25 protein-coding genes and 4 pseudogenes are annotated in these 24,019 nt (G+C 61.4%); 10 read left to right on the top strand and 19 right to left on the bottom strand.

Annotation, left to right across the window (positions count from 1 at the left end; all coding sequences use genetic code 11):
- From trbF to ACOIX3_RS28880, 4 genes are read left to right on the top strand one after another with little or no spacing between them, the layout of a single operon-like run.
- Nucleotides 1-690: a conjugal transfer protein TrbF gene (gene trbF / locus ACOIX3_RS28895; RefSeq protein WP_420965377.1), complete on the top strand. Its 690-nt coding sequence runs from the start codon at nucleotides 1-3 to the stop codon at nucleotides 688-690.
- Entirely contained in the window at nucleotides 687-1,766 is a 1,080-nt protein-coding gene (gene trbG, locus ACOIX3_RS28890) for a P-type conjugative transfer protein TrbG (RefSeq protein WP_420965376.1), read from the top strand. Before trbF ends, trbG begins: the two co-directional genes overlap by 4 nt.
- Nucleotides 1,757-2,965 carry a TrbI/VirB10 family protein gene (locus tag ACOIX3_RS28885; protein WP_420965375.1) on the top strand — a complete coding sequence of 403 codons (1,209 nt, stop codon included), beginning with the start codon at nucleotides 1,757-1,759 and terminating at the stop codon, nucleotides 2,963-2,965. The genes trbG and ACOIX3_RS28885 overlap by 10 nt, the downstream gene beginning before the upstream one ends.
- Nucleotides 2,962-3,219 (top strand): DUF2274 domain-containing protein, encoded by a 258-nt coding sequence (locus ACOIX3_RS28880; protein WP_420965374.1) that lies wholly within the window; start codon nucleotides 2,962-2,964, stop codon nucleotides 3,217-3,219. The genes ACOIX3_RS28885 and ACOIX3_RS28880 overlap by 4 nt, the downstream gene beginning before the upstream one ends.
- Here the strand turns inward: ACOIX3_RS28880 and ACOIX3_RS28875 are convergent.
- The 11 genes from ACOIX3_RS28875 to ACOIX3_RS28825 all read right to left on the bottom strand — a co-directional run bounded on the left by ACOIX3_RS28875 (nucleotide 3,183) and on the right by ACOIX3_RS28825 (nucleotide 11,670).
- A complete protein-coding gene (locus ACOIX3_RS28875; protein ID WP_420965373.1) occupies nucleotides 3,183-4,094 on the bottom strand; it encodes a LysR family transcriptional regulator in 912 nt (303 codons plus the stop codon). The two genes, ACOIX3_RS28880 and ACOIX3_RS28875, sit on opposite strands and share 37 nt — an antisense overlap.
- Before the next feature lie 16 nt (nucleotides 4,095-4,110).
- Nucleotides 4,111-4,497, bottom strand: coding sequence for a helix-turn-helix domain-containing protein (locus tag ACOIX3_RS28870; protein WP_420965372.1), 387 nt, complete (start codon nucleotides 4,495-4,497; stop codon nucleotides 4,111-4,113).
- Nucleotides 4,498-4,605: 108 nt separating this feature from the next.
- Nucleotides 4,606-5,190: a phosphonate metabolism protein/1,5-bisphosphokinase (PRPP-forming) PhnN gene (gene phnN / locus ACOIX3_RS28865; protein ID WP_420965371.1), complete on the bottom strand. Its 585-nt coding sequence runs from the start codon at nucleotides 5,188-5,190 to the stop codon at nucleotides 4,606-4,608.
- A 4-nt stretch (nucleotides 5,191-5,194) separates the two neighbouring features.
- Entirely contained in the window at nucleotides 5,195-5,929 is a 735-nt protein-coding gene (locus tag ACOIX3_RS28860) for a DUF1045 domain-containing protein (protein ID WP_420965370.1), read from the bottom strand.
- Complete coding sequence (gene phnL, locus ACOIX3_RS28855; RefSeq protein WP_420965369.1) at nucleotides 5,929-6,663, bottom strand: phosphonate C-P lyase system protein PhnL; 735 nt, start codon at nucleotides 6,661-6,663, stop codon at nucleotides 5,929-5,931. Before phnL ends, ACOIX3_RS28860 begins: the two co-directional genes overlap by 1 nt.
- A 15-nt stretch (nucleotides 6,664-6,678) precedes the next feature.
- On the bottom strand, nucleotides 6,679-7,458 hold the full coding sequence (phnK, locus tag ACOIX3_RS28850) for a phosphonate C-P lyase system protein PhnK (protein ID WP_420965368.1): 780 nt from the start codon (nucleotides 7,456-7,458) through the stop codon (nucleotides 6,679-6,681).
- The gene (locus ACOIX3_RS28845) at nucleotides 7,455-8,261 is read right to left on the bottom strand and encodes an alpha-D-ribose 1-methylphosphonate 5-phosphate C-P-lyase PhnJ (RefSeq protein WP_420971816.1); all 807 of its coding nucleotides are present in this window, start codon (nucleotides 8,259-8,261) and stop codon (nucleotides 7,455-7,457) included. The genes phnK and ACOIX3_RS28845 overlap by 4 nt, the downstream gene beginning before the upstream one ends.
- A gap of 49 nt (nucleotides 8,262-8,310) precedes the next feature.
- Nucleotides 8,311-9,483, bottom strand: coding sequence for a carbon-phosphorus lyase complex subunit PhnI (locus tag ACOIX3_RS28840; protein WP_420965367.1), 1,173 nt, complete (start codon nucleotides 9,481-9,483; stop codon nucleotides 8,311-8,313).
- A complete protein-coding gene (phnH, locus tag ACOIX3_RS28835; protein ID WP_420965366.1) occupies nucleotides 9,480-10,076 on the bottom strand; it encodes a phosphonate C-P lyase system protein PhnH in 597 nt (198 codons plus the stop codon). The genes ACOIX3_RS28840 and phnH overlap by 4 nt, the downstream gene beginning before the upstream one ends.
- Complete coding sequence (phnG, locus tag ACOIX3_RS28830) at nucleotides 10,073-10,546, bottom strand: phosphonate C-P lyase system protein PhnG (protein WP_420971815.1); 474 nt, start codon at nucleotides 10,544-10,546, stop codon at nucleotides 10,073-10,075. The genes phnH and phnG overlap by 4 nt, the downstream gene beginning before the upstream one ends.
- 23 nt (nucleotides 10,547-10,569) lie before the next feature.
- Complete coding sequence (locus ACOIX3_RS28825; protein WP_420965365.1) at nucleotides 10,570-11,670, bottom strand: alpha-D-ribose 1-methylphosphonate 5-triphosphate diphosphatase; 1,101 nt, start codon at nucleotides 11,668-11,670, stop codon at nucleotides 10,570-10,572.
- A 402-nt stretch (nucleotides 11,671-12,072) separates the two neighbouring features.
- Between ACOIX3_RS28825 and ACOIX3_RS28820 the strand changes: the two are divergent.
- Nucleotides 12,073-13,316, top strand: a pseudogene (locus tag ACOIX3_RS28820) (ABC transporter ATP-binding protein).
- A gap of 8 nt (nucleotides 13,317-13,324) precedes the next feature.
- Here the strand turns inward: ACOIX3_RS28820 and ACOIX3_RS28815 are convergent.
- From ACOIX3_RS28815 to ACOIX3_RS28780, 8 genes and pseudogenes are all read right to left on the bottom strand, one after another.
- Nucleotides 13,325-13,456 (bottom strand): annotated as a pseudogene (locus ACOIX3_RS28815) (integrase); the annotation flags it as partial.
- A gap of 448 nt (nucleotides 13,457-13,904) precedes the next feature.
- On the bottom strand, nucleotides 13,905-14,117 hold the full coding sequence (locus ACOIX3_RS28810; protein WP_420971977.1) for a hypothetical protein: 213 nt from the start codon (nucleotides 14,115-14,117) through the stop codon (nucleotides 13,905-13,907).
- A 104-nt stretch (nucleotides 14,118-14,221) separates the two neighbouring features.
- A pseudogene (locus ACOIX3_RS28805) lies at nucleotides 14,222-14,371 on the bottom strand (IS481 family transposase); the annotation flags it as partial.
- 1 nt (nucleotide 14,372) lies between these two features.
- Nucleotides 14,373-14,519, bottom strand: a pseudogene (locus ACOIX3_RS28800) (transposase); the annotation flags it as partial.
- 149 nt (nucleotides 14,520-14,668) lie between these two features.
- Nucleotides 14,669-14,872, bottom strand: a complete 204-nt coding sequence (locus ACOIX3_RS28795; RefSeq protein ID WP_420971814.1) for a hypothetical protein — start codon at nucleotides 14,870-14,872, stop codon at nucleotides 14,669-14,671.
- Nucleotides 14,873-16,646: 1,774 nt separating this feature from the next.
- The gene (locus ACOIX3_RS28790) at nucleotides 16,647-16,856 is read right to left on the bottom strand and encodes a hypothetical protein (RefSeq protein WP_420965364.1); all 210 of its coding nucleotides are present in this window, start codon (nucleotides 16,854-16,856) and stop codon (nucleotides 16,647-16,649) included.
- A 600-nt stretch (nucleotides 16,857-17,456) separates the two neighbouring features.
- Nucleotides 17,457-17,612, bottom strand: a complete 156-nt coding sequence (locus ACOIX3_RS28785) for a hypothetical protein (protein WP_420965363.1) — start codon at nucleotides 17,610-17,612, stop codon at nucleotides 17,457-17,459.
- 278 nt (nucleotides 17,613-17,890) lie between these two features.
- Entirely contained in the window at nucleotides 17,891-18,109 is a 219-nt protein-coding gene (locus tag ACOIX3_RS28780) for a hypothetical protein (protein ID WP_420965362.1), read from the bottom strand.
- A gap of 131 nt (nucleotides 18,110-18,240) precedes the next feature.
- On the opposite strand from ACOIX3_RS28780, the gene ACOIX3_RS28775 reads away from it, so the two are divergent.
- The 5 genes from ACOIX3_RS28775 to ACOIX3_RS28755 all read left to right on the top strand — a co-directional run bounded on the left by ACOIX3_RS28775 (nucleotide 18,241) and on the right by ACOIX3_RS28755 (nucleotide 23,941).
- The gene (locus tag ACOIX3_RS28775; protein ID WP_420965361.1) at nucleotides 18,241-18,642 is read left to right on the top strand and encodes a hypothetical protein; all 402 of its coding nucleotides are present in this window, start codon (nucleotides 18,241-18,243) and stop codon (nucleotides 18,640-18,642) included.
- 257 nt (nucleotides 18,643-18,899) lie between these two features.
- Nucleotides 18,900-20,138 carry a tyrosine-type recombinase/integrase gene (locus ACOIX3_RS28770; protein WP_420965360.1) on the top strand — a complete coding sequence of 413 codons (1,239 nt, stop codon included), beginning with the start codon at nucleotides 18,900-18,902 and terminating at the stop codon, nucleotides 20,136-20,138.
- Complete coding sequence (locus tag ACOIX3_RS28765) at nucleotides 20,138-21,052, top strand: tyrosine-type recombinase/integrase (RefSeq protein ID WP_420965359.1); 915 nt, start codon at nucleotides 20,138-20,140, stop codon at nucleotides 21,050-21,052. Before ACOIX3_RS28770 ends, ACOIX3_RS28765 begins: the two co-directional genes overlap by 1 nt.
- Nucleotides 21,049-22,062: a tyrosine-type recombinase/integrase gene (locus ACOIX3_RS28760; protein ID WP_420965358.1), complete on the top strand. Its 1,014-nt coding sequence runs from the start codon at nucleotides 21,049-21,051 to the stop codon at nucleotides 22,060-22,062. Before ACOIX3_RS28765 ends, ACOIX3_RS28760 begins: the two co-directional genes overlap by 4 nt.
- A gap of 136 nt (nucleotides 22,063-22,198) precedes the next feature.
- Nucleotides 22,199-23,941 carry a hypothetical protein gene (locus tag ACOIX3_RS28755; protein ID WP_420965357.1) on the top strand — a complete coding sequence of 581 codons (1,743 nt, stop codon included), beginning with the start codon at nucleotides 22,199-22,201 and terminating at the stop codon, nucleotides 23,939-23,941.
- Nucleotides 23,942-24,019: the final 78 nt, after the last annotated feature.

Genomic DNA, 24,019 nt, shown 5'->3' with positions numbered 1-24,019 from the left:
ATGTCGATCTTCCGCCGATCGTCGGTCCGCTACGGCCGTACGCCCGAACCCGAAACCCCTTACCAGCGCGCCGCGCAAGTTTGGGACGAACGCATTGGCTCCGCCCGCGTGCAGGCCAGGAACTGGCGGCTGATGGCCTTCGGTTCGCTGATCCTTTCTTGCGGCCTCGCCGGCGGGCTCGTCTGGCAATCCACGCACGGCACCGTCGTTCCCTGGGTGGTGCAGGTCGATAAGCTCGGCGAAGCCCAAGCCGTCGCCCCCGCGACCGCCGACTACAGGCCGAACGACCCGCAGATTGCCTGGTATCTCGCCCACTTCATCCAGATCGTTCGCTCGCTTCCGGCCGACCCGATCATCGTGCGGCACAACTGGCTGCAAGCTTATGATTTCACGACGACGGCGGGCGCGGCAGCGCTCAACGACTACGCGCGCGCCAATGACCCCTTCGCCAATCTCGGCAAGCAGCAGGTCGCGATCGACGTCTCCAGCGTCATCCGTGCCTCGCCCGACAGTTTTCGCGTTGCCTGGGTCGAGCACCGCTATCAAGACGGGGCGCTCGCCGGCACCACACGTTGGACCGCAATCCTCACCATCGCAATTCAGCCGTCAACCGATGCCGATCGGCTGCGCAAGAATCCACTCGGCATCTACGTCAATGCCATCAACTGGTCGAAGGAGCTGGGACAATGACCCCGCCGATTTTCTCGAAAGCCGGCGGTCCGGCTTCGCGCTTTTCCATCGTTCACCGGAACCGGAAAGATTGTGATACGTGCTTCCGTAAATCCGCCTTTGCGGCTTTGCTGATATCCGCCTCGACACTCGGCGGCTGTGCCCACAATTTCATCCCGCCCGACATCAACTACGATACTGCAGAGCCGGCGACGCTCACCACTGATCCGCCGCCGCCCGTCAAAATCGTGGAATTGCCAAAACCCCTGCCGCTGCCCGGGCAGTTGAAACCGCTCGCCGCCGGCAAACGCGTCCCGGAAGCCCCTGATCCGAAGGTTCGCGTCAAACAGGCCAACGCTGCGGCACGGGTCCAGCCGGTCCGTAACGGATTCATCAACGCGGTACAGGTCTATCCGTTCTCCGGCGGAGCTCTCTATCAGGTCTATACGGCGCCCGGTCAGATCACCGACGTGGCTCTTCAGGAGGGTGAGCAACTCGTCGGCTCCGGACCGGTCGCTGCCGGCGACACCGTGCGCTGGATCATCGGCGATACCGAGAGCGGGGCGGGCGCGACCAGGAAGATCCACATCCTGGTCAAGCCGACGCGGCCGGAATTGGTCACCAATCTCGTGATCAACACCGACCGGCGGACCTACCTCCTCGAGCTGCGCTCGACGGAGAAGACGTACATGGCCTCGGTCTCTTGGCAGTATCCCGAGGACCAACTCATTGCACTTCGGCGGCAGAATGCGATGGCTGAAACCGCAGCCCCCATCGCGGCCGGCGTCGATCTCGCCTCGATCAACTTCCGCTACGCGATCGAGGGCGATGATCCGGCGTGGCGTCCGCTGCGCGCCTTTGACGACGGGAATAAGGTCTACATCGAATTCCCCAGCGGTATCGCGCAAGGCGAAATGCCGCCGCTGTTCGTCATTGGTCCGGCCGGCGGGTCCGAACTGGTGAACTACCGTGTCAACCGCAACTACTACATTGTCGATCGCCTGTTCGCCGCCGCCGAATTGCGTCTTGGCGACAAGGATAGCGAGCGGCGCGTGCGCATCGTCCGCACCGACGGAAGGCCGCGCTCATGGCGATAGACAGCGAAGACGAACATCAGCGCGACATCCCGCCCGTCGCGCCGCCAGACCTTCGGCTCCGAGGCGAGCGGCCGCGTGTCACACGGCTCTCGCGCAAGGCCCTTATCGGACTCGGCGCGGTGTCTGCCCTCGCAGTGGCGGGCGCGCTCGGCTATGCGCTGCAGACCGGCAACAGGCCGCAGACCGGCCAGGAGTTGCTCAGCACCCAGAACCGGCCTTCTGCCGAGGGCATCGCCGGGTTGCCGAAAGACTATACCGGTCTGCCGCGCCAGGCGCCGCCGCTCGGGCCACCGCTGCCCGGCGATCTCGGCAAGCCGATCCTCAACGCAGGCGCCGCAACGAACACGGTGATCCCCGGAACGACGCCGGATTCGGAGACGCAGCGCAAGTCCCAGGAAATCGAGGCGGCGCGGGTCAGCCGCCTCTTCGCCCAGACTGCCCAGCAACCGCAAAGCGTCGGCCAACCAATCCCGAATGCCTCCACTGGCACCGCGACCACGCCGGCTGCGACGTCATCGGTCGACGCCGGATCCGCACAGAACATGCAGGACCGCAAGACGGCTTTCCTCAATGCTTCAACGGACAAACGCACGGTCAGTCCGGACCGGCTCGAAGCCAAAGCCTCACCTTACATCGTGCAGGCCGGCACCGTGATCCCGGCTGCGCTCATCACGGGCATTCGTTCCGATCTGCCTGGCCAAGTCACTGCTCAGATCACGGAGGCGGTCTGGGATAGCCCGTCCGGCAAATATCTTCTCATCCCCCAGGGCGCGAAACTGATCGGCCAATACGATAGCTCCGTCGCGTTCGGCCAGTCCCGCATCCTCCTGGTCTGGACTCGCATTATCATGCCGGACGGCAACTCGATCGTGCTGGAGCGCCAGCCCGGCGCCGACACCGGTGGTTATGCTGGGCTCGAGGACGAGGTCGACAACCATTGGGGCATGCTGTTCAAGGCTGCCGTCCTCTCGACCCTGCTGAGTGTCGGCGCCGAGGCGGGCACGAGCCAGAACGAAAACAACCTCGTTCAAGCGATCCGCAGCGGCGCGTCCAACAGCATCAGTCAGACCGGCCAACAGATCGTGCAGCGGCAGCTCAACATCCAGCCGACCCTGACCATCCGGCCAGGTTTCCCGGTCCGCGTCATCGTCATGCGCGATCTGGTGCTGGCGCCCTATGGCAAGGGAGGAACACCATGACGAAGCTCAAGCTTGGGCCGCTTGAAGACGACAAGCCAGTCAAGCTCACGATCGAGCTGCCGGCAGTGGTCTTCAGGGATCTCAAAACCTACGCCGAGATTCTGACGCGTAGTGGAGGCGCGGCGACGCCGGCCGAACCTGCCAAATTGATTGCACCGATGATCGAGCGTTTCATGGCGACCGACCGCGCCTTCGCCAAGGCCCGGCGAAATGCCGCTCAGCCCGTTCCTGGAGCGGTCGAGAGATCCGGATAGCGCTCGCGAAGCAGATCGAGGAACGGGCGCAGCGATGGATTGCAGTTGGCCTGCCGCCAATAAGCGCCGAAGCTCAGCCGTGTTGGCCCCTCGGCATCATGCAGCTCCCGGAAGGTGACACCCGGATAGGCAGCTCCAGTCGCACTCTCCAATACCAGCAGGATACCCCAGCCCGCACCCACTAAGGTGAGAAGCCGGTCGAGCCCCACATCGTGGCGAAGTAGCCGACACGGATCGAAACATCCCAATTTGCTGATAAGGAGCTTGAGGAGTTCCGGTCCCGGACCGCGCTGTGACGACAAAAGCGGTTCGAGCCTCAGTTCGCCCCAGTGAACCACATCACGACCTGTCAGCGGATGGTTCTCGGGGAGAGCGACGACGACACGTTCGCTCCAGACCAATAATGACCTGTCGCTCCACCTTTGATTGGGCTCGGCCACGACGGCGACGTCAATGGTGGAACTGGCGAGGTCGGAGATTAGATGGTCGCTCGATCCGTCGACCAGATGCGTTTCGACATCGGGGAAGCGGTGCCGGTGGTCGAGGAGGGTGGCCCGGAGATTGCCGGCTGAGAGTGAGGCGTGGACGCCGATCGTCAATCGGCCGCTCTCGCCTCGCGAGCGGGTTTTGAGGCGAGCGGCGATTGCTTCCGTTTCATCCACGATGCGGCGGGCTGCATCGAGGAATTCCTGACCTTCAATGGTCGGTCGCGTGCCGCCATTGGTGCGCTCAAACAGAGTGCCGCCCAACTTGTATTCGAGATCTCGCAGGCAACGGCTGAGAGTCGACTGCTTGATTTTGAGTGTCTCTGCCGTTTGGCGTAGGCTTCGGTGCTGGGAAGCGGCGATCGCCCAGCGTAGATCTCGAAATTCCACAGGCACGGTCGATGCGTTATGGCGAGTTGGCGGTGACCAAAGATTGTCTTGAATGGGTCACTCCATTTGATTGCGCTGCTTCAGCACCCACCAATTCAGCCCTGAAGCGGCCATTGAATGCCTCGATGAAGGTGTTGTCGCGGATGCGATCCCCATTAGTGCGTAAGAACAGCTCCGCGCCGAGTTGCTGTTCGATGAACCGGAGACGCGGGCTGAGATTGGATTGGGCAATGTTGAGGACCGGCGCCGCCCGCCGGAAGCTGTATGCGATGACCGCCCATCCCAGGTCTCGTAGCTCCACATCCGCCGAGCACTGCCTCATGGCGCCGTTGGCGGAAACAACCGATTCGATGCATCTGATCTGCCACTGTGGCCACTGCGCACCGCGCCGACTCAGCTTCACGATAGATAGCTCCTCCCTCGTGGCGAGTAAGCCTCCCGATGGCGGTCGCTCCCCAAGCTCTGTTTTCTTCCATCCCTCACTACATCGATCTGGCTGGCCCGCTTTCCGTCAGTGAGGGCTGTTCGTGATGGTACTTGTTTGACGCCAGGTCCGCAGCGCGTCGATGAACTGTTCACCGGCGAGGTTCAGGGAGCCGGCATTGTCTATGTGCAGCACATTCCTTACCTCGATCGGATTCAGGTTGATTCGCGCAAGCCGCTGCTTCAATGATGAATCGCTTTCCCGTCCGCGTCCCGCCAAGCGCTTGGACAAGACCGCAACAGGTGCGGTGACATTGACGATACGTAGTTGCGGGTAGCGCTGACGGGCCAAGGGCACGATCGCCCGGGAGCCATTAGCCACCACGGCTATGCCGCGATCAAGCAGGTCTTCGACTGTCGCAGGAATCCCGTAGAAAAGCCCATGCGCCTGCCAATGCAGAGCGAACGCGCCGGCGCTAGCTCGGCGTTGGAATTCTTCGATATCGACAGATTCGTGATCCTCGCCGACGGAAGGAGGCCTGGTGATGATCCGGCGGACGAAATGAAAACAGGGATCGGGCTGCAACTGTGCGCGAGCAAAATCGATCAGCGTGTCCTTGCCCGCACCGCTGGGGCCAACAACGAGAACCAGGTGGCCGCGCGCAAAGGTCATCAGCTCACACCGCCTCCTTGAGGAGGGTGCGGGTCCTCAAGGCAAACTGCGACCGCACGACAAAATTCGCGCGGGGATGTTCCTGAACAAAGAGAGAAAGAGTATCGACGCTGTAGTCTTCGGAGAGTAGCTGTCCGAAGACCGCATTCAGCTCTTTCTTTACGTCGGCCTGACTTTCAACGGGAACGCGATCGGTTAGGGGCATGTGGAAGCGGAAACGATCGAAGACGTACGGGTAGCCCCATCGCACAAGATGCGTGGTCTCGATGTCGTCGAGCGGACCGCACAAACGTCGTTGAAACTCGCCCGGACTCAGCGGTGCTCGAAAACGGTCGAACTCTTCTACGATGCACGAGGCAAACCCGTGCAAAGTGGGAATCGGACTCACAGGAGCCAGCGCAAAGAAGCCACCCAGCATATCGACTTTCAGAGAACCGATCGGGCATGAAGGCCAATCTGTCACGAACGCGCGGAGCGCCCGCTCCAGTTTCTCGACCGAACACCCCTCTTTCAGCCGGAAGGGCGCCTTGAGGGTCGCGTGGAAGCCATAGCAGCTCGCCGCGGTGGTCAGTGCGCGGCGAGCCGAGTTCGTACCAGTGTCAGCGAGTCCAGCGGAGGCAGTGGGCGAGCCTCCAGTGAACGCGTCGCGTCCGAGCCAAGCTCTCGCTGTCACCGTAAGCGGGTGTTCCGGCGCCGGCGTGTAGTAGATCGCGTAGCGGGGCGAGGACGGTTCGAGCATTAGGCGACAGGTTCCACCGCTGTAATATTGCGCCGAGACTTGCGAACAGACGACTGGCCCACCTCGAACAGACGGTCGGCCACAGCCTCGCGCACCTCCTCATCATGGAAGATGCCGACGATGGCAGCCTCCCTCGCCTTAGCCTCGTTGATCAACTCGACCACGCTCCGGCGGTTGGCAGCGTCGAGCGACGCTGTCGGTTCATCGAGAAGTAGGACTGGGTAGTCGACCATGAAGCCGCGCGCGATGTTGACGCGCTGCTGCTCGCCCCCCGAGAAGGTAGCGGGCGCCAGCGACCAGAGCCGCTTGGGAATGTTGAGGCGGGCGAGCAGCGTCTTCGCCTTCGCATGTGCTTCATCTGCCGGAATGCCAACGGTGATTGCGGGTTCGGTGACGATGTCGATGGTGGCGACGCGAGGGATGACGCGGAGGAATTGGCTGACATAGCCGACCGTGCGGCGCCGCACCTCCACCACTTCCCAGGGCTCGGCGCTGACGAGGTCGATCGATTCTTCGCCGTGTTGCACGACGATGTGGCCGGCGTCGGGCTTGTAGTTAGCATACAGCGAGCGTAGCAACGTCGACTTGCCGGCCCCGGAGGGGCCGTGCAGGCAGACGCACTCTCCCGCGCGGACCTCGAGTGAGATGTCGTCGAAGACGGCGATTTCTGCGCCGCCCTGGGTATGAAGTGCGAAGGTCTTGGAAAGGCCGCCAACGCTGACGAGGATGGTCATGACCGGTTCCCTTCCTTAGACCTGCAGCACGGAGGAGACGAGCAGTTGCGTATAGGGGTGGTGAGGATCATCGAGCACTTGGTCGGTGAGTCCCTCCTCGATTACGCGGCCGCGCTGCATCACCATCAACCGGTCGGCGAGCAGACGCGCCACGCCGATATCGTGGGTGACGACAACAACGGCAATGCCAAGTTCGCGGACGAGGCCGCGCAGCAGATCAAGGAGCTTCGCCTGGACGGAGACATCGAGGCCGCCGGTCGGTTCGTCCATCAGCACGAGCCGTGGGTGGGTAGCGAGGCCCCGGGCGATCTGAAGCCGCTGTTGCATGCCGCCGGAGAATATCTCGGGCAGGTCGTCGATGCGCCGCCCCTCGATATCGACTTTCTCAAGCCATTCCAGCGCCGTCGCACGTAAGGAGCCGTAGTGACGGCCGCCGGCGGCCATCAGCGGTTCGGCGATATTGCCGCCGGCGCTGATATCGAGGCGCAATCCGTCCCGCGGGTTCTGATGAATGAGTGAGACCGTCGTCGGCAAGAATTGCTCACGCGAGGCTTCGTCCATCGTCCAGAGATCGACGATATGATCATCGGAGGCGATTAGCACGTTGCCCTCATCCGGCCAGATGCGGCCCGCAAGGCAGCGGAGTAGTGTTGATTTGCCCGAGCCGCTCTCTCCGACGATACCGAGAACCTCGCCCTGACGCAGCGAGAACGATACCGCGCTGCAAGCTGGAACGCGTCCGAAGCTCTTGGAGAGACGCTCCACCCGTAGGATTTCCCTCGCTCTCGGTCTCATGTGTTAGTCCTTTCGCCGAGCCGTTCGGCGCAATAAGCGGTATCCGAGCAGACAAAGGCCCGCCTACCGCCATCGTCGAGGAGGATTTCGTCGAGATAGCTGTCCTGCGCGCCGCAAACCGAACAACACGCCTCGAAGCGCTGCACCGTGAAGGGATAGTCGGCGAAATCGAGGCTTTTGACCTCGGTGAAAGGCGGGATGGCATGGATACGCCGCTCCCGGCCCGCGCCGAAGAGGGCGAGCGCCCGGCTGCGGTGAAGCTTTGGATTATCAAATTTTGGGATCGGCGATGGCGAAGCAAGATAACGCCCGTTGACCACGACCGGATAATCGCTCGACATGGCGATGTGGCCAAGCCGAGAAATATCCTCGTAGAGACGCACGTACATTACACCGTAGCGCGCAAAGGCATGGATCTTCCGCGCAACCGCTTCCTCCGTAATAAAGCGGCGCAAAGGCTCTGGCTGCGGTTGCTGGAAGACGATGATCTGATCTTCGGAAAGTGCCCGCTCGGGAATCCGGTGGCGGGTCTGGATGATCGTCGCCTCGCCGGTGCGCTCAGTCGTGGCGACACCGGAGACCTCGGCGAAGAACCGCCGTATGGAGACGGCATTAGTAGTGTCATCGGCGCCCTGGTCAATCACCTTCAGCCTGTCGTCTCGGCCGAGAAGGCTCGCCGTCACCTGGAGGCCGCCGGTGCCCCAGCCAGGGGGAAGCGGCATCTCGCGGCTGCCGAACGGCACTTGGTAGCCGGGCACGGCCACCGCCTTAAGGATTGCCCGCCGGATCATCCGTTTCGTCATCTCATCGAGATAGGCGAAGCTGTAGACGTCGTCGTCGTTAAATGCGAGGTCAGTCTCCACCCTGCGCCTCCGTGATCGGGGCCAATCCGGCGACGGGTTTGAGGCCGGGGTCTGCATGCCGTTCCGCGTAGTCCGCCCGCATCTGGCCGAGCAACTGCAACTCAGCCTGAAAATCGACGTAGTGGGGCAGCTTCAGGTGCTGCACCAGGCCAGAGGCCGCAACGCTGTCGGAATGGGAGAGGACGAATTCGTCATCCTGTGCCGGGTAAGCGACCGGCTCGCCCAGTTCTGCTGATCGCAGCGCTCGGTCGAGCATCGCCATCGAGATCGCCTTGCGTTCGCCATGGCCGAACACGAGGCCATAGCCTCGCGTATAACGGGGGGGCAGCGTGCCGTCGCAGGTGGTGAGATGTACTGTCTGGCATTCGGTCAGACGGATGGCCCCGATGCCAACCGATATGTTGAGTTCGGGGATGGGTAGGACAACCGTCACGTCACCGTAGCGCAGTTCGGCGATGAAGGGATGGCTGCGCCCATAGCCGCGCATGGTCGAGTAGCAGAGCCCCATCAGGAAGCCCTCGTCCCCGCGTGCGAGAGCTTGCAGGCGCTCATCCCGTCTAGACGGAAACACCACGGGGGCGCGGGTAATGTCAGCGACCTTTCCTTCATCCGGCCGGGCGTCTTCGACGATCTCGGCCCGCGCAAGCACGCCACATTCTCTCGTTAAGGCCGCTGCATCGGGCACGGAAGCTTGGGTGCTGCCCGCTTTCTCCGCTCTCTCGCCGTCGAGATCGGACAGATCGTCACTTCCCGCTTCTCCCATCAGGGCGACATCGAGGATACGGTGTGTATAGTCGTAGGTCGGCCCGAGGAGCTGGCCGCCCGGCACGTCCTTGTGGGTCGTCGCGATCCGCCGACGCACCACCATTGCCGACGTGTCAACCGGTTTGGCATGCCCAAAACGGGTGAGCGTTGTCCGGAAGGCGCGCAAGAGGTAGATCGCCTCAGCGAGATCGCCCTCGGACTGCTTGATCGCCAGCGCCGCCAACCCCGGATCGTAGAGCGAGCCCTCGCTCATCACGCGGTCAACAGCAAGCGACAATTGCTCGCGGATCTGGTCGACGCTTAGATCGGCAATCGCCGGGTTGCCGCGCCGGCGCTTGGCAAGGAGACGGTGCGACGCGGCAATGGCGGCTTCACCGCCCTTGATCGAGGTGATCATGGCGCCTCAACCTTTGTGGAACGCGGGAGGCCGACGACGATGCGTTCGTCGGTGAGGAAGACGTCGACGCCGAGCGGATAGCGCGCAGCGTTCTCATGCCAAGCCTGCCAGAACCAGCCCGGCAGGCCGCGGGGTGCGAGGCTTGCGGTGGTCTCGATCCCAGGCCCAGAGAGGCGGACGGAGGGCCCGCCAGTGAGTGCGGGCAACTGGAGGATCAGCGTTGTGGACCGGTCGGGGTAGGCGGCCTCGCCCGGATGGAATTCATTGAGCCCCGGCAGCCGGCCGGCATCACCGATCAGGGCGATGGCTGCGGCCCTCGGATCGGCAATCTGCGGCGCGTTTGTATGAAAATGAAGGTAGCGCCGGACCGGCTCAGTCGACAGTGCCGGGTCAAGCCAGATCGGGCAGTCGGCGTCGGCGAGCGTCAGAGCGATCGCGGCGAGCGGCCCCGCCATCGGTGTCGGCGGCTGCGCAGGGCCGGGAAGCGAAACGGGGGTGCCGGGTCGCGAAAGTGCCTTCAGAAGTCGGCGGAAGGCCGACTGCGAGTCGTGAATGGGATCGCGGAAGGCGGGCGGTATCAGATCAGCCGTCATTCGCAGTTAGCCTCCCGCCCCAGCATGAAGAAATCGACCTTGCTCTGTTGAGCCTCGCGCCGGACCGCTTCCTCCTCTACGCGCACGCAACGCCTGAGCGCGGCGATGATCGCGGTGATCGTGCCAGTCCCTTTGACTTGGTCGCGTTGAATCAGCCCGTCGAATAGCGCAGCAAGTGCGGCGTGGCGCTTGTTGCGACCGAGCACGTAGGCGATGCCGATCTCGCCCGTCTCGATCTGAACCGTGCAACGCGTGACCGTTGCCTCTCCAACATTGAAGACCGCGCCAGTGCGCCCAACCGCTCCCTGAAGCATGACGGCGCCATATTCCGGCCGGCGGATCCATTGAAACTTAGGACGAACGATCGCCGCCCAGTGTCGCTCCAGTTCGGAGAGCGGCACCTTCGCGAGCACCGTCATCCAATCTTGACGGTTGCATTGATCGCCTGGAGCGATGTGCGTCGGGGACATATTCACGTCTCTCTCTCCCAGCGTCAGAGCACCTGCCTGCCGGCCGTCCAAACCGCGCGAACAATCGGACCGGCCCGGTCAGCCACGCGGACGAGATCGGCGCGCTTGCCCACCGCAATCTCGCCGCGGTCGAAGAGCCCAAAGGTTTCCGCCGGCCGCCCGCTGCTGAGTGCGACGGCCTCTGGGAGACTTAGGTCGGATTGGCTCGCCAAGTGCCAAATGCCACGCAGAATGCTCGCAGGAATGTAGTCTGAACAGATGATGTCAATGAGGCCCTCCTGCGCGAGCTCCCGCACCGAGACGTTGCCAGTATGTGAGCGCCCTGCGACGAGGTTGGGTCCCCCAACGATGATGGTCATGCCGGCGGCGCGCGCGGCTTTCGCTGCCTCCAAGGTGATTGGAAATTCGGAGATGGAGAGTCCGTGTCCGACGGCCTCCGCGATATGAGCAACGGTGGTGTCGTCGTGGCTAGCGAAGGGAACGCCGCGCTCGCGACAGTGTGCGACGAGGCGTCGCCGATTGTCCTCTGTGCAGTCCTCTGTGGTTGCCGCGGCGGAGATTTCCGCCTCGATTTCCGCCTCAGGCGTATTCTTGCGCCGCTCGAGATGCCGGAACCGCTTCGGGTCCCGCCGCGGCCCGTCATCCATGATCGTCACGAATCGAAGTTCGGGCCGATCGGCATAAGCAAGGAAAAGATCAATTAGGTCGGTTTCGCGGGCGTCGCAGCGCAAGTGAAGCAGATGGTCGGCCCTAAGCAGGCCGTGCCGGCGCGCTTCGCCAAGCCCCTGCAGCATTAGAGGTAGCAGGCGCCGTCGCTCCGGATTGCCCACCGCCCCAACGATCAGGGAATCGAACACCGTCGTGGCGCCCGCCGCGCAAATCTGAATGTCGTGGGCAATGGCAGCTCCCAAGGGATCCCAGCTCATGCCGGCGCGCGGCAAGATCTGCTTTTCGAGATGGTCGGTATGGACATCGATCAAACCAGGCAGCAGATGGTCGCCTTCGAAGTCGAGCGCGCCTCGTGCGCTCGTACTACTTGTCGCGATGTCGGCGATCAGCCCGTCGACGATCTGAACCGTTCCGTTGAAACACGCCGACCGGGTCACGATCTTCGCGTTGGTCAAAAGAACTTCGCGCCGTTGAAAGAGGTTGTGTCCTAATTGAGCTGTTTGACTTGCAGAATTCGCCGATTGACCCATAGGAAGGCGCCTCTTTCTTATTCTTACCCTTAAACCCTTGTGGGTTCTAGCAGCGCTCAACGAGCCTTGAGAGACAGAGCGATGAAAAATCGTGTGACTTTGACCGACTTGTACCTTTGTCCTCGAAGGAGCTACGGCGCTCATGTTGACCGGTATGGATCGCCTCGAACGCACTCTCCTTGCCGAACGACCCTTCCAGTGGGTATGACTGGCGCGGTCATGCCTATTCTGTCAGCGCCACTTTATCGAGACCCGTTAGAGATTGCCTAAGGTGCTCAGCAAAACGCCCACCACGACGGTGAGCTGGCCTCGGAAAGACGTTGGCACATGAGCGATATCCATCTCCATCACATCACCAAGTCTTTTGGCTCAACACCCGTGCTTCGGGGTGTTTCGCTGCGATCGAGGCTGGAGAGTTCGTGACGCTCCTGGGGCCGTCGGGATGCGGTAAATCGACGCTTCTCAGGATCTTGGCGGGCTTAGAAGTGCAGGACAGCGGATCGGTGACAATTGGCAAGCGCGTAGTCGATGGCGTGCGACCAAAGCTCCGCGACGTCGCCATGGTATTTTAGTCCTACGCGCTATATCCACACATGACAGTCGCGGCCAATATGGCCCTGCCGCTCCGCATGCGACAATTGAATGCATGGCAAAGGCTGCCGATCCTAGGTCGGATCACGCCGGGCACAAAACGAATCTCGACAGAGATCGATGCAGAAGTCACCCGCACCGCCAAGGCGCTCGGTATTGGCCATCTACTTTTTCGAAAGCCCGGCCAGCTCTCCGGCGGCCAGCGCCAGCGGGTCGCCGTCGGCCGCGCCATGGTTCGCCATCCGGCCGTCTTCCTAATGGACGAGCCGCTGAGTAATCTCGATGCCAAGCTCCGCGTCCAGATGCGCGCCGAAATCAAGGATCTCCACCGCCGACTAGGCGTCACGTTCGTCTATGTCACCCATGACCAAGCCGAGGCGATGACCCTCTCGGATAGAGTCGCGGTGCTGCTCGAGGGCGAATTGATGCAGGTTGCCCCACCCCAAGCGATCTATGCCGACCCCGACGACCGCCGCGTAGCGAAATTCGTTGGAAGTCCCAAAATCAACCTTCTCGATGCCGTGGTGCGCCAGCGAGGATCGGTCGACTCTGTCGGTACCAGTTTTCAGTTTTTCTCCGATGCGCAGCCTGGCATGGCGCTCACGCTCGGCATCCGCCCGGAAGCTTTTCACCTGTCCGATTTCAGCGGCGTCAACACGCTGACTGGGACGGTCCGGCTTGTTGAGCACATGGGCTCCGACCTTTTCGTCCATCTTGATCTTGTCGGCCTCGATCATCCACTCGTCGCCCGGCTCGCCGCTGAGCGGGCACCGCAGGTGGCGCTCGGCCAAACACTGCATTTGTCTGTCAACCCCGAACGTATCTTGGCTTTTGGCCAGGACGGAAAAAGGCTCCGGCCTATCGGGTCGGACACGCGCAAAGTCACCGGTCTCCTCGAGGAGCGGGGCCACTCGGTCACGCTTGCCCTTAGGCGCCGGAAAAAAACATCGCCAGCTCGCCAGTCGATATCCCGGAGCTGAAGAGCGCGCAGCTCGCCGTTGCGAATGCCTGTAGTGGCGAGCAGCAGCAGGACAGCTCGATCGCGAAGGTCGATCGGCGTCGCCGTGCCGATCGCATCGATGGCGCGGCGAACATCATCCCACGAAAGCCGGGGCGGCAAATGCGCCAGTCGCCAATGCGGCGTTCTTGAAACGACGGGAGCCAGATCCTACTCGTGGTGGCCACCCCAATGCAGAAAGCGAAGAAACGTTCGGATGTGAGAGGTCGCCGCCGTGCGAGTGCCGGAGGTCGCCGAGAGCGACAGCCGATACTCGACGGCGGCAAGGACACGCTCCGCCGTCAACCCTCGAGGCCTTGGCCGTAGTGGCGATGGCGCAGCCAATCCAGAACGCGCCGCGCTCCCAAGAGAACGCCATCGTGGGACTTGGGCTCAAGGCCTCGTACCCTGCTTAGATAGTCAGAATAAGGAGCTCAGAAGCGGAGCATTTGGATCATCGACTACCATGGGCGCCGAAACAATAATCGTTTGGGCGCCCACCCGCCGCGCGTGCTGAAGCGCGGACACTGCCGCAATCCGCGGAGAGTCCGTGGCGAACGAGCGTAGATTGCTATCGACGATAGCTTCGCCGATCGGCCCCCGAACCGCAATGTGCTGCAGCAAAATGACTGAACCGCGCAATCCGGCTCAGATAAAGTTTAGCGGATGTTTGCTTGTAACCGAGCGAGAAAAAGCGTTCCGCGATGCGATCCATCTCGGCGCCGAGCGCCCCGTTACAAAGGCGCTTGAGCACGCCGCGATACGAAAAATAGAACTCGAGCATTGTACCCCTCCGGCATTGCGGCGTAGGGGGATTCCGCGTCCGCGCAAGAGGCACGAAAATATTATGTGGCGGAGGAATCCGGGCGTAGCCGGCCCAGGCTGGCGTTAGGTGTTTAGTCCCGGCATTTTCTGGAGCAAGTTGAGTCTGAATCGTTCTGGCTGGGAAGTCCAGCATTTGCAGATGTGTTCGTAAGGCGTGAGGCCGTTCAGGGTCTTCAAGCGCCGAGCGTAGTTGTAGGCGGTGATGAAGCTCCAGTGCGCCCGACCGCAAAACCCACAGGCATCCGTTGACGAACAGACGATTATCCGCAGCCGTACGTCCCGGGTCGCCAATTTTCCCCGGCAGCAGTGGCGCGATCCTCGCCCATTGCGCCTCGGTCAGCTCATATCGCTTCGCCGCCATCATCTGCTCCGTGTCTCGAATCACGGAGCTCTATGAATCAGTGATCAAACCACTTGGGAATCCTGATGTCGATCGGCCCTAGGTGTTCAGTCCCAAGCTTTGATGGTGCATTCTTCGCACGATTCGAAGGATGCGCTATGGGACAAGTTTTACATGGCTGCGCCACCAGGACGGAGGCAGTCCGTCGAGCAAAGGGCTTCGGACCTGAACTCCATATGGTCCGACGTCGCCCCAGCAAAGAAGTTTAGGCACGCGAAACTTGATCCGGTCGCTCCCGAGCCGGGGACGGCGCTATCAATCAACAGTACCGTCATTTCGTTCGCAGCGAAATGAAGCGCGAGCGACGCGCCCATAATCCCAGCTCCGACGACTGCGACCAACATCGAGTCCTCCCTCAGCTAGCTAGGGCGCTTGTTGGAGGAGAAGCTATTGGCAAAGAGGGGCTCCGCCAGAGTCGTGACCACTCGTTCTATTGTGTCTCGAGGCATTGGACGACCAATGCGCGATCCGACCACTTCCGGAGCATTCCGGTCGATACAGAGAAATTGTCCCTCTGGCAAATTATGACCTCTTCCGAGGCGGCGGCAACCACGTGAGCGCTTTTGGTCCAGCATGATGGTTGGGCGCGGCCAGATGTGGATGGCTTTGGAGTGCACTTGTCCTCTCAAGGGTCTGTGTCACCATTCTCGCCCGTCCCCCGTGAATAGTTAATCATCATTGATCCTCCTGATAACCGCTATTCTTCACTGCCCGGGGCCGACCAGAGAATTCAGCGATCGGCGACGGGATGTTGCTCGCCAAGAAGCGAGCTCATCTTCAGAAAGCGGCTATCACCGAGCGCCACGCTGACGGAGCTTGCGTACCAAGATGCGCGCATAATTGAAATTCCCGAAGCTGCTATCGCCGTCAACCAGCACAGGCCGTTCGGTCGAATCGACGATGCGCTCGATCACGTCACGAGTTCGCTCCGTGAAGCTTCGTTAGTGTTGCGATAGCCAAGAGGGTAGGCAAGTGATCGGCCCGACGCGCAAAGGCCTGTGAATCTTGCTGCGCTTGGCGGTCGCACCGGAGTGGACTTCCTGCGCTTCCATGAGCGCGGAGAGTGACGGCTGAAGCAGACGCGAGCGCGCAGCATCTCTGTAAGCAACAAGTCAGCGCATCGATTAAGGCCGCTGGCGAGAGCAAGATGCGGTTGATGTTCCATGTCGAACACCTGCAGGTGATATTTGATTGGACCGTCGTTCATCAACCAGCCAGTGACACGCGTGTTTGATCCAGATCAACTACTACCGTTGGTAGTTGACCACGGCGTAATGCGTCTGCCATCAGACGTTTCACCATTCGTGTCAAAACTCAACAGTGCTACCCGGCGAAAGAAACCGCAACCGTGGAACTATGAGTGAAACGGCTTTGATCGATAAGTCATTTCGCTCTCTGATGTTGTCAAACGCGCACGCGTATCGGCGCCGAAATCAGGAGTATCAAGCCATCGAGGTATTTGTCGGACCAGATGATCGCTGTGATCAACAGCGTTCTGCTTGAGCACAAGGTCTTCGTCTTCCGTGACCACGGGGCTTCTCGACGGCAGCGAGCAGGAGCGCTTTGCTTCTCATGGGAAGGCTTGTCCCGCAACCGACGATCGATGTCAGCAAGGGGAACGGCGTCGATTGTCGACCTTGATTCCGCCCGCGCCGGTACCGGTCCGACGCGCAGCACTCCGATGTGACTTTCGTCCAAACTCGACGTTAGCGCGGCCGGCCTGAAGCATTTTGAGGAGTCCACATCAGAACAATCTCTGAGACAGAGCATGCCCGTGCGTATGCACCCCGAGACCAACGAGCTCAGGCTGGTGCTCCAAGCAACCGCACGAAAAGGTCGCATAGCAGTGGAGGCTCAAGGGGTTGGCTCGGCCAGCCTCCGCAAGTCGTTGATGGGCGTCGCTTCCGGTCGATTCCTGTCGCTAACTGCCGCCAGCGCCGCAACCGCTTCCGCGGACGCGGACTCACCAGCGCCGATTTACCTACCGGATGACGTGGTTGCCGGTGGTGCCACGGATACGACTGGTTGCGTCTTAGTGCCAAAGGATACGTCCGTCATAAGCGAAACTCATATCGAGCCGCGGTGGTCTCACGTTCGATGAATTGGGCTTAATGGTTTCCTTGCGCGCCAATCTTCGGCATCGTACTTTTCCACCGGCAACTGCAATCCTTTGGCCCGTTCGTCGCGGTCGTTCCTTCGAAATTCACGCTCGCGGCGCTCAAATTTGGTTAGCTCGTCATTCGCGGCTCGCATGAAATCAGCGTGCGAGGTACTGGCGCTTTGACTGAGGGCGGGCATACTCGTCTCCTGACAATTTGGTCAAAACGTAAACCGAAATACCGGCGAGCGGCCCGCAAGCTTACATCATTTAGGGAAAGCCGCAGCGAAAACGCAACGAACTGGGTGAAATCACCGAAAACGTACCGCAAACATCTTACGAAGCAAGATAAATCAACAACCTAGCGGCTCTTACGTCGCAACCTTGGCGGCGGTTGGCGCTCGATGAGGCCCCAGATGTGTCTGAGCGGATCGAACACCCACGCGTCGGCCGGTCTGGATTGGATCGAGTTGCGGATCGTGGCCGGCGGTTATCGCCAGCACATCGCTACATCCAAGTTGCCTGGTGAGCGGTACGGTCGCGCTCGCCGCGCCAGCGGTTCTTGGAAAGCAAGGGCGCGCCGAGGGTGTTGCTCGCGGTTGGGATTCGCCCCCGCGCCCCTTCAAGGTCCGTGGGACCATCTTCTGGCGACGGTGGTCTTTCGCGATTGACTCCACAAATCTGTTCAATGTGCCATCGTTGATCAAACGTTACGCGATAACCGTTATTCTTCACTGCCCTCGGCCCGGTCGACCATTCATCTATGCCGGCGAGGGGATGCTCTATACCAAGAAGCGCGCTCATCTTCGGAAAACGGCTATCACCGAGCGCGACGCCGGCAGCGCCAGGCTGACGGAGCTTGCGTGCCAGGTGGACACGTCGTTGAAGTCCTCGAAGCCGCTATCACCGTGAATGATCACAGCCAGTTCGGTCGAACCCACGATGCGCTCGACCACGTCAACGAATTGGCTCCATGAAGCCTCGTTAGGAGCTCGGTAGCCGAGAGAGAAAGCAAGTGACCGGCCGACGCACAGGCATTCGAAACCTGCGTGATTAGCGATCGCGCCGCCCGTCGTTTACATAGGAGGGAGGGGTTCTCGTTGGAGAAAATCTGACCGCCCAGCACGTCTACAAGCGACAAGTCAGCGCCTCGATCGGGGCGACAGGCGGAGACCAGACCTGCGTCTTTGATCCAGATCAACTGCTAACGTTGATAGGGGCGCGAATTATTGTATCAGCTTGGAATGAGCGAGCTTTCAGCGCCTCGTGACCTCGATTTTGCTGTTTCAGTACCTTCAAGATAGCCAGATTTGATATGAGCACCACAAGCCGAAGAGGTTTCGATTGCGTCAAGTTGAGAGAGTTTCATCCGCGCGAGAACGACCGAGATGCCCCGTCGCAGCGGACGCGCGCCATGCGGCCAACGGCTGGCATTAAGATCATCGGCCTTCATCACGGGCCTTCGCCGTTGGCCTCGCTGCTCAACTGATTATCGACGGAGCGATGAATGGCGATGCCATCGGAGCGTCACAGGCCTGAGACATGCAATGGGTAGAGTGAAAATGACTGCCGTGGATCATCGTTATGACGCGCACGTTCTCTCAGTGGCTCAGCCACTACTCCACTGCAATGAGTCTGGACGATGTTGGTGACTTCGCCCGGGATCGAACGCTGATTGTGCACGACATCATCTGCACATTTGTTCATCCATGCGGAGATCGGTACGACATGGCCGCCGTGCTGCTCGACGCCGGCAAAGTTTCGACGGTCGCCGAGCATGACCTGGTTGGACTTGCATTATCCCGAAATCTCGAGAACTTCCTGCTGGGTGCGCCGCTGTTCTTCGTCAATCCATCGAGTCAACACCTTATTTTGGGTCAGAAGTTCGAGTTTGCGCAGATCGATCCCCCAACGTTCGCACCGTTGCTTGATGCGTTGGCACTCCAGGCGAAAGCTTGGCGGGACGGGCAGAGCGCTGCGCGGTGACGGGCATTTCAAATGTGGCGGATTGCGCGGCGGCGGCTGAGGCTCGGCGTCGGCGCCCAGGCCATCCAATCCCTTGCGGTTATGTGGTGAACCACATAACCGCAATTATGCGGAGCCTACGATTATGTGGAGTGCGCGGCCGTTCGATCCGAGATCCGCTCCGTTATCAACAGTTTAGTTCCCAGTGCCCTCTTCCCCGCTGCGCATAATCTGAGGCCTCCCTTCCTGTCTTGATGGCAACGAAAGGGAGACAAGGAATGGTCAAGTTGAGTGAGAACCACTGCCACGGGCAGCGCTGCATGGACGCAGGCGATCTTGCCCCGCTGGTGACGGAGTTCGCACGACACCTGACGGTGTTGGGGCATTCGAGCTTGACGGTGAGCGGCTATGACGCCGCAGCCCGTCACCTCGCGCAATGGCTGACGCTGTCCAAGGTCGCAGTCACCGACATCGATGATGGCGTCACCGATCGGTTCGCTCGGCATCGCTGTCGATGCCCCGGCATACGTCGCGTGAAGGGCGTGTCCAAGAAGTACGTGAGGCGGGTGTGCCGGTTCGTCAAGTTTCTCGGCGAGCGCGGGATCGTCCAGCGCAAGCCGAAGCTCGCATTACCGACGCTCGACCGGTGGGTAGTCGAGTTCCAGGACTGGCTGCGGCAGCATCGCGGCGTCACAGAGCTGACAATAGATCGACATGGTCGCATGGTCATGCGGCTGCTCCCGGCGCTTGGCAGCAAGCCGCGAAGCTGGAATGCCCAACTCATTCGCGAGGTGATCATTGCAGAGACGAAACGGGTCTCGCTCGCCTCTGTGAAGACTATGACGATGGCGCTGAGAGGATATTTGCGGTTCCTCACCGCGCGGGGGTTGTGCCGGGCGGGACTCGATCATGCTGTGCCAATCATTCCGCAGTGGCGACTGTCGTCGCTGCCGCGATACATCAGCTCGTCAGATGTCGAGACGTTGATTGCAACGTGCGACCAGACCACGGCGACTGGCGTTCGTGATCGGGCGATCCTGCTGCTGTTGGCACGACTGGGCTTGCGGGCCGGCGACATTCTCTCTCTTCGTCTCACCGATATTGATTGGCAACAGGCGACGCTGTCGGTTCGTGGCAAGGGGCGGCGGGAGACGAGATTACCATTGCCGCAAGACGCCGGCGATGCCGTGCTCGCTTATCTGGATCAGGCCCGGCCGCACGTCGCCGATGGTCGAATCTTCTTCATGTCGAATGCACCAATCCGGCCACTGACAGGTTCGAGCGCAGTCTCTGACATTGTGCGTGGTGGAATACGGAAGGCGGGCATCCCCGCTCCGTCGAATGGGGCCAACCTGCTTCGGCATTCGGCCGCGACCGCCATGCTGCGGGGCGGCGCGACGCTCGACACAGTTGGCGCCGTGCTGCGCCACCGCTCACCGGACATGACCGCGCACTATGCCAAAGTCGACGTGACGATGCTGCTGCAGATCGCGCAACCCTGGCCGGGAGATGTGTGATGCTGAGCAAATATCTTGCCAAATATGTGGACCAGCAGCAGTCGCTGGGGTTCAAGTTCCGCGTCCAGCAAATCCTGCTGAGGGGCTACGTCGGCTTCGCCGAGGAGCGCGGCGACCGGCACATCAGAAGCGCCCGCGTCCTGGCATGGGCCGCACGTGCGCCGTCACCGGAGCAGCGCCGTAACCGGTTGCTTACCGTGCGGCGGTTCGCGCTGGCGATGCACGCCGAGAATCCGCGCCATCAGGTTCCGGCGGCGGATGCACTCGGCCACGCCGTCGTCAAGCGGCGATCGCCGTATATCTATAGTGCAGACGAGATCGCACGATTGCTTCGCGCTGCGGCGGAACTCCGGCCGGCGGGCTCGATCAGACCGACCATGTATGCAACGCTCTTCGGCCTGCTCACCGCTACCGGAATGCGGATCGCAGAAGCATTGGCGCTGCAGATCGACGATGTGACTGCCGATGGACTCGTCGTCCGGCAAACGAAGTTCCAGAAGAGCCGGCTGTTGCCGCTTCACGCAACAGCTCGGCTGGCGCTCGACAGATATCTGGTCGCCCGGCGGCTGCTGACCACCACAGATCGTGCCCTCTTCGTATCGGTTGCCGGGCAGTCGCTACCCTACAACACTGTGCGACGCATCTTCCTGCAGCTCCTCGATGGTACCAATCTCAGGGGCGCGTACTCGGGGCGAGATCCGCGCATCCACGATCTGCGCCACACCTTCGCGGTCCGCTCGCTGGAGCAGTGCCGCCACGATCGTGCTGCGGTCGCCCGCCATATCGTGGCGCTCAGCACTTACCTCGGCCATGCCCACGTGACCGACACCTATTGGTACTTGCAGGCGACGCCGGCCCTGATGGGCCAGATCGCCGAGGCCGGCGAGGCATTGCTCATTGGAGGTGCCGCATGACCGCGCTCGCCCCCTATCTGAGCAGCTTCCTGCGGGAGCACCTGCCCAAAGAACGCAGGGCGAGCCAGCATACCAGCGAAGCGTATGCCCAGAGCTTCCAGCTGCTGCTCCTCTTTGCCGCCGGTCGGCTCAAGCTCAAGCCATCGAAGATCGAGATCGAACGGCTCGACGCGCCGCTGATCTTGGCATTCCTGGAGCATCTAGAGAAGCAGCGCGGCAACTCGGCGCGAACCCGCAATGCCCGGCTCGCTGCGATCAACTCGTTCTTCCGTTACCTGGAATACAGGGTACCATCCTGCCTCGACCAATCATGTCGGATCCATGCGATCCCGATGAAGAAGACCGATCAGGCGCTCGTCGGCTATCTCACCCGTGACGAGCTGCAGGCTCTGTTAGATGCGCCAGACGCGAGCACCGTGTCCGGCATCCGTGATCGAGCGATGCTGCATCTGGCCTTCGCCGCAGGCATGCGCGTGTCGGAACTGGTGGGTCTCCGGCTCGATCAGATCGACCGCCAGACCATGTCCAGCGTGCACATCATGGGCAAGGGCCGACGTGAACGTGTCTTGCCGCTCTGGAAGCAGACGGCCGCAACTGTAAAGGCTTGGCTCAAAGTGCGTCCAGTCAGCAGCGTTCCTGAGTTGTTCTGCAACGCCCGTGCCCAGGCGATGACCCGCTCAGGCTTTGAATACATCCTGAGCAAACATGTCGCCACCGCCGCTCGCAAAGCGCCTTCGATCGTTGGCAAAGGCGTCAGTCCGCACGTACTGCGCCATACCTGCGCCATGCATACGCTTCAGGCGACCCGGGACGTCCGGAAAGTCTCGCTGTGGCTCGGACACGCCAGCCTGCAAAGCACCGAGGTCTACCTTCGCGCCGATCCGACAGAGAAGCTCGAAGCGCTTGCCGCCATGACGCCGCCGATGCTGACGCCCGGTCGCTTCCGGGCGCCCGACAAGCTTCTGGCCATGCTGAGCACGGCCGGACGCAAGCCGAATTATGCGGAGTGAGACATACGAGAAAACCGCGGCGGGCAGCAACTTCTCGCCGCGCACTCCGCATAATCGTAGGCTCCGCATAATATCCGAATTCGGGATCGAGACAACGACGCTGCAGGCCAAGGCCTGGCGGGACAGGCGGAGGACGATGGACAAAAGCGATCCAACCCCCATGCGAGTGTGGGATCGAGACAACGCCAGCGGACCGCCTACGCTGACCGATGACCAGCGGCGAACCCACGAAAACGCCTCTGAACAACTGTCGATGGCCCTTGAAATTGTGCATGCCGGGACATTGCACTCTGGAGACACAATCGCCGAAGAGGAGCTTGCTGGGCCCCCCCCAGAGCCGCCGCTTCGAGACTGCGTATCGCCGCCACCAGATGCGGACGCAGGGATGGAGCATCAAGACGCCCGCCCTGCTGGCCGTACACGGTGGTGGAAGTTCACGGTCGCGCTGTTCGGCGCGACCGGAGCACAGGGTGCGTTCGAGACCTTTGTTGGTCGCGTGGGGGAGGCGGCGGTGCGCGCATTTTCCGGTCATCCGCGAAGTCCACAGGAGGTCAACGATAGATCGATGGCGGCACATGCCGCAGTCAACGTGGTGATGGGACTGATCGCGGGCGGAAGAGCGGGCGTGCACACCTGGCGGGCGAGAAGCAATCCAGAGGCCTATCGCAGAGGATTTCGCGGTGAGCGGGCGGCGCAATCTGCGACCCTCGCGATGGCGGGAACTCCTGACGTGCCCGCAAGCCAGCTGACGCGTCTCTTGCCCAGCCTAGCGGCGGCCGTTGTAACCTTCGGCGGCGCCGCGCACACCGGCATACGTGCTCTTTCACACCTTGGAAGCTCATCGAACGACAAGGTCAATGCCTACGAAGCCGTGGTTTGGTCCAACGCCAACATAGCTTACTGCTACACCCGTGAAGTCGCAAACTTCGTGGCTCATGTCTTCCAGCTTGTCTCGCATGATGCCCTGTTGACCCCGCTAGGAGGGGCGGCCAGTTCCTTGGAGTACAGCTTTAACGTGGCAGCACAAGGGAGCTTATCGAGTGACATCGAACGGGCTAGGGGCTTCGATCTGCGCTGGCCAGCAATCTCCGCTGCGGCCGAGGCCGTCGACGCTGCCTTTACGTCCGCAGCTGCCCGTTTTGCCGACCCCGATAGGCCCGTGGAGATCTGGCGTGGTCGTGCGGCTGAGGGAACCTCTGCCGAGGCAGATCAGCCGTCAACGCTCACTGCTATTGATGCAATCGATCGGGTGACACAACGTGCCGTTGGTCGGCAACTTGTTGGCGAAATCTCGAATGTCGTGCCACATGAACTGGGTTTGCCATGGATTAGAGCGCTGGCTGCGGGAACGCATTTACGCGAACTGACCTGGCAAGCCGAAAACGCCAGTCGTGGCAGTCGCGCCGGTAGGGTCCCCAGTGATCCCGAGGCGCCCCCGACCATTGAGATGTCGCCAAATGCAGGCGCCAGTGGAGTTCCGCCCACGCTGCGGCAAGAAGGTCGTGAAGCGACAGAGCTCCCGTCGCGAGGGGATCTGAACACACAGCCAGACGTCTCTGAGTCATCGTCGTCTTCCGAAGAGGCTACCTCGAGCTTCATGGATCGATCCTTGGAGGAGTTCGGACATCTCGTCGGCTTGGGCTGGGAGCACCGCCGCGACCGGGCTCCGCCTTTCCTGATCGGCGCACTGAACAGAAGGGGCGACCTGCCTAGGTCGCCACATCTGAGCATAAAGTTGAGGATCCACGGCCAGATCTACACAGCCTACCTGGAGCCGGGGAGTGGGGTGTCGACTATAGGCAATCCGCTCGACGCCAACATTGTAATTGCTCCGGGAGTCGGGCTGGACCCCCGCGGGCGGGCGGGGGGGCATTGGTGAGTCGTCCTCCGCATACAGTCACGCAGGCTCCCACGTCGAGGGAGGCGTCGGCAGGACGGCGCGTCGCAGGGGGCTGGC

Source organism: Bradyrhizobium sp. B120 (assembly GCF_049075665.1).
Taxonomy (GTDB): domain Bacteria; phylum Pseudomonadota; class Alphaproteobacteria; order Rhizobiales; family Xanthobacteraceae; genus Bradyrhizobium.
This window is presented reverse-complemented; position numbering and strand designations above follow the sequence as displayed.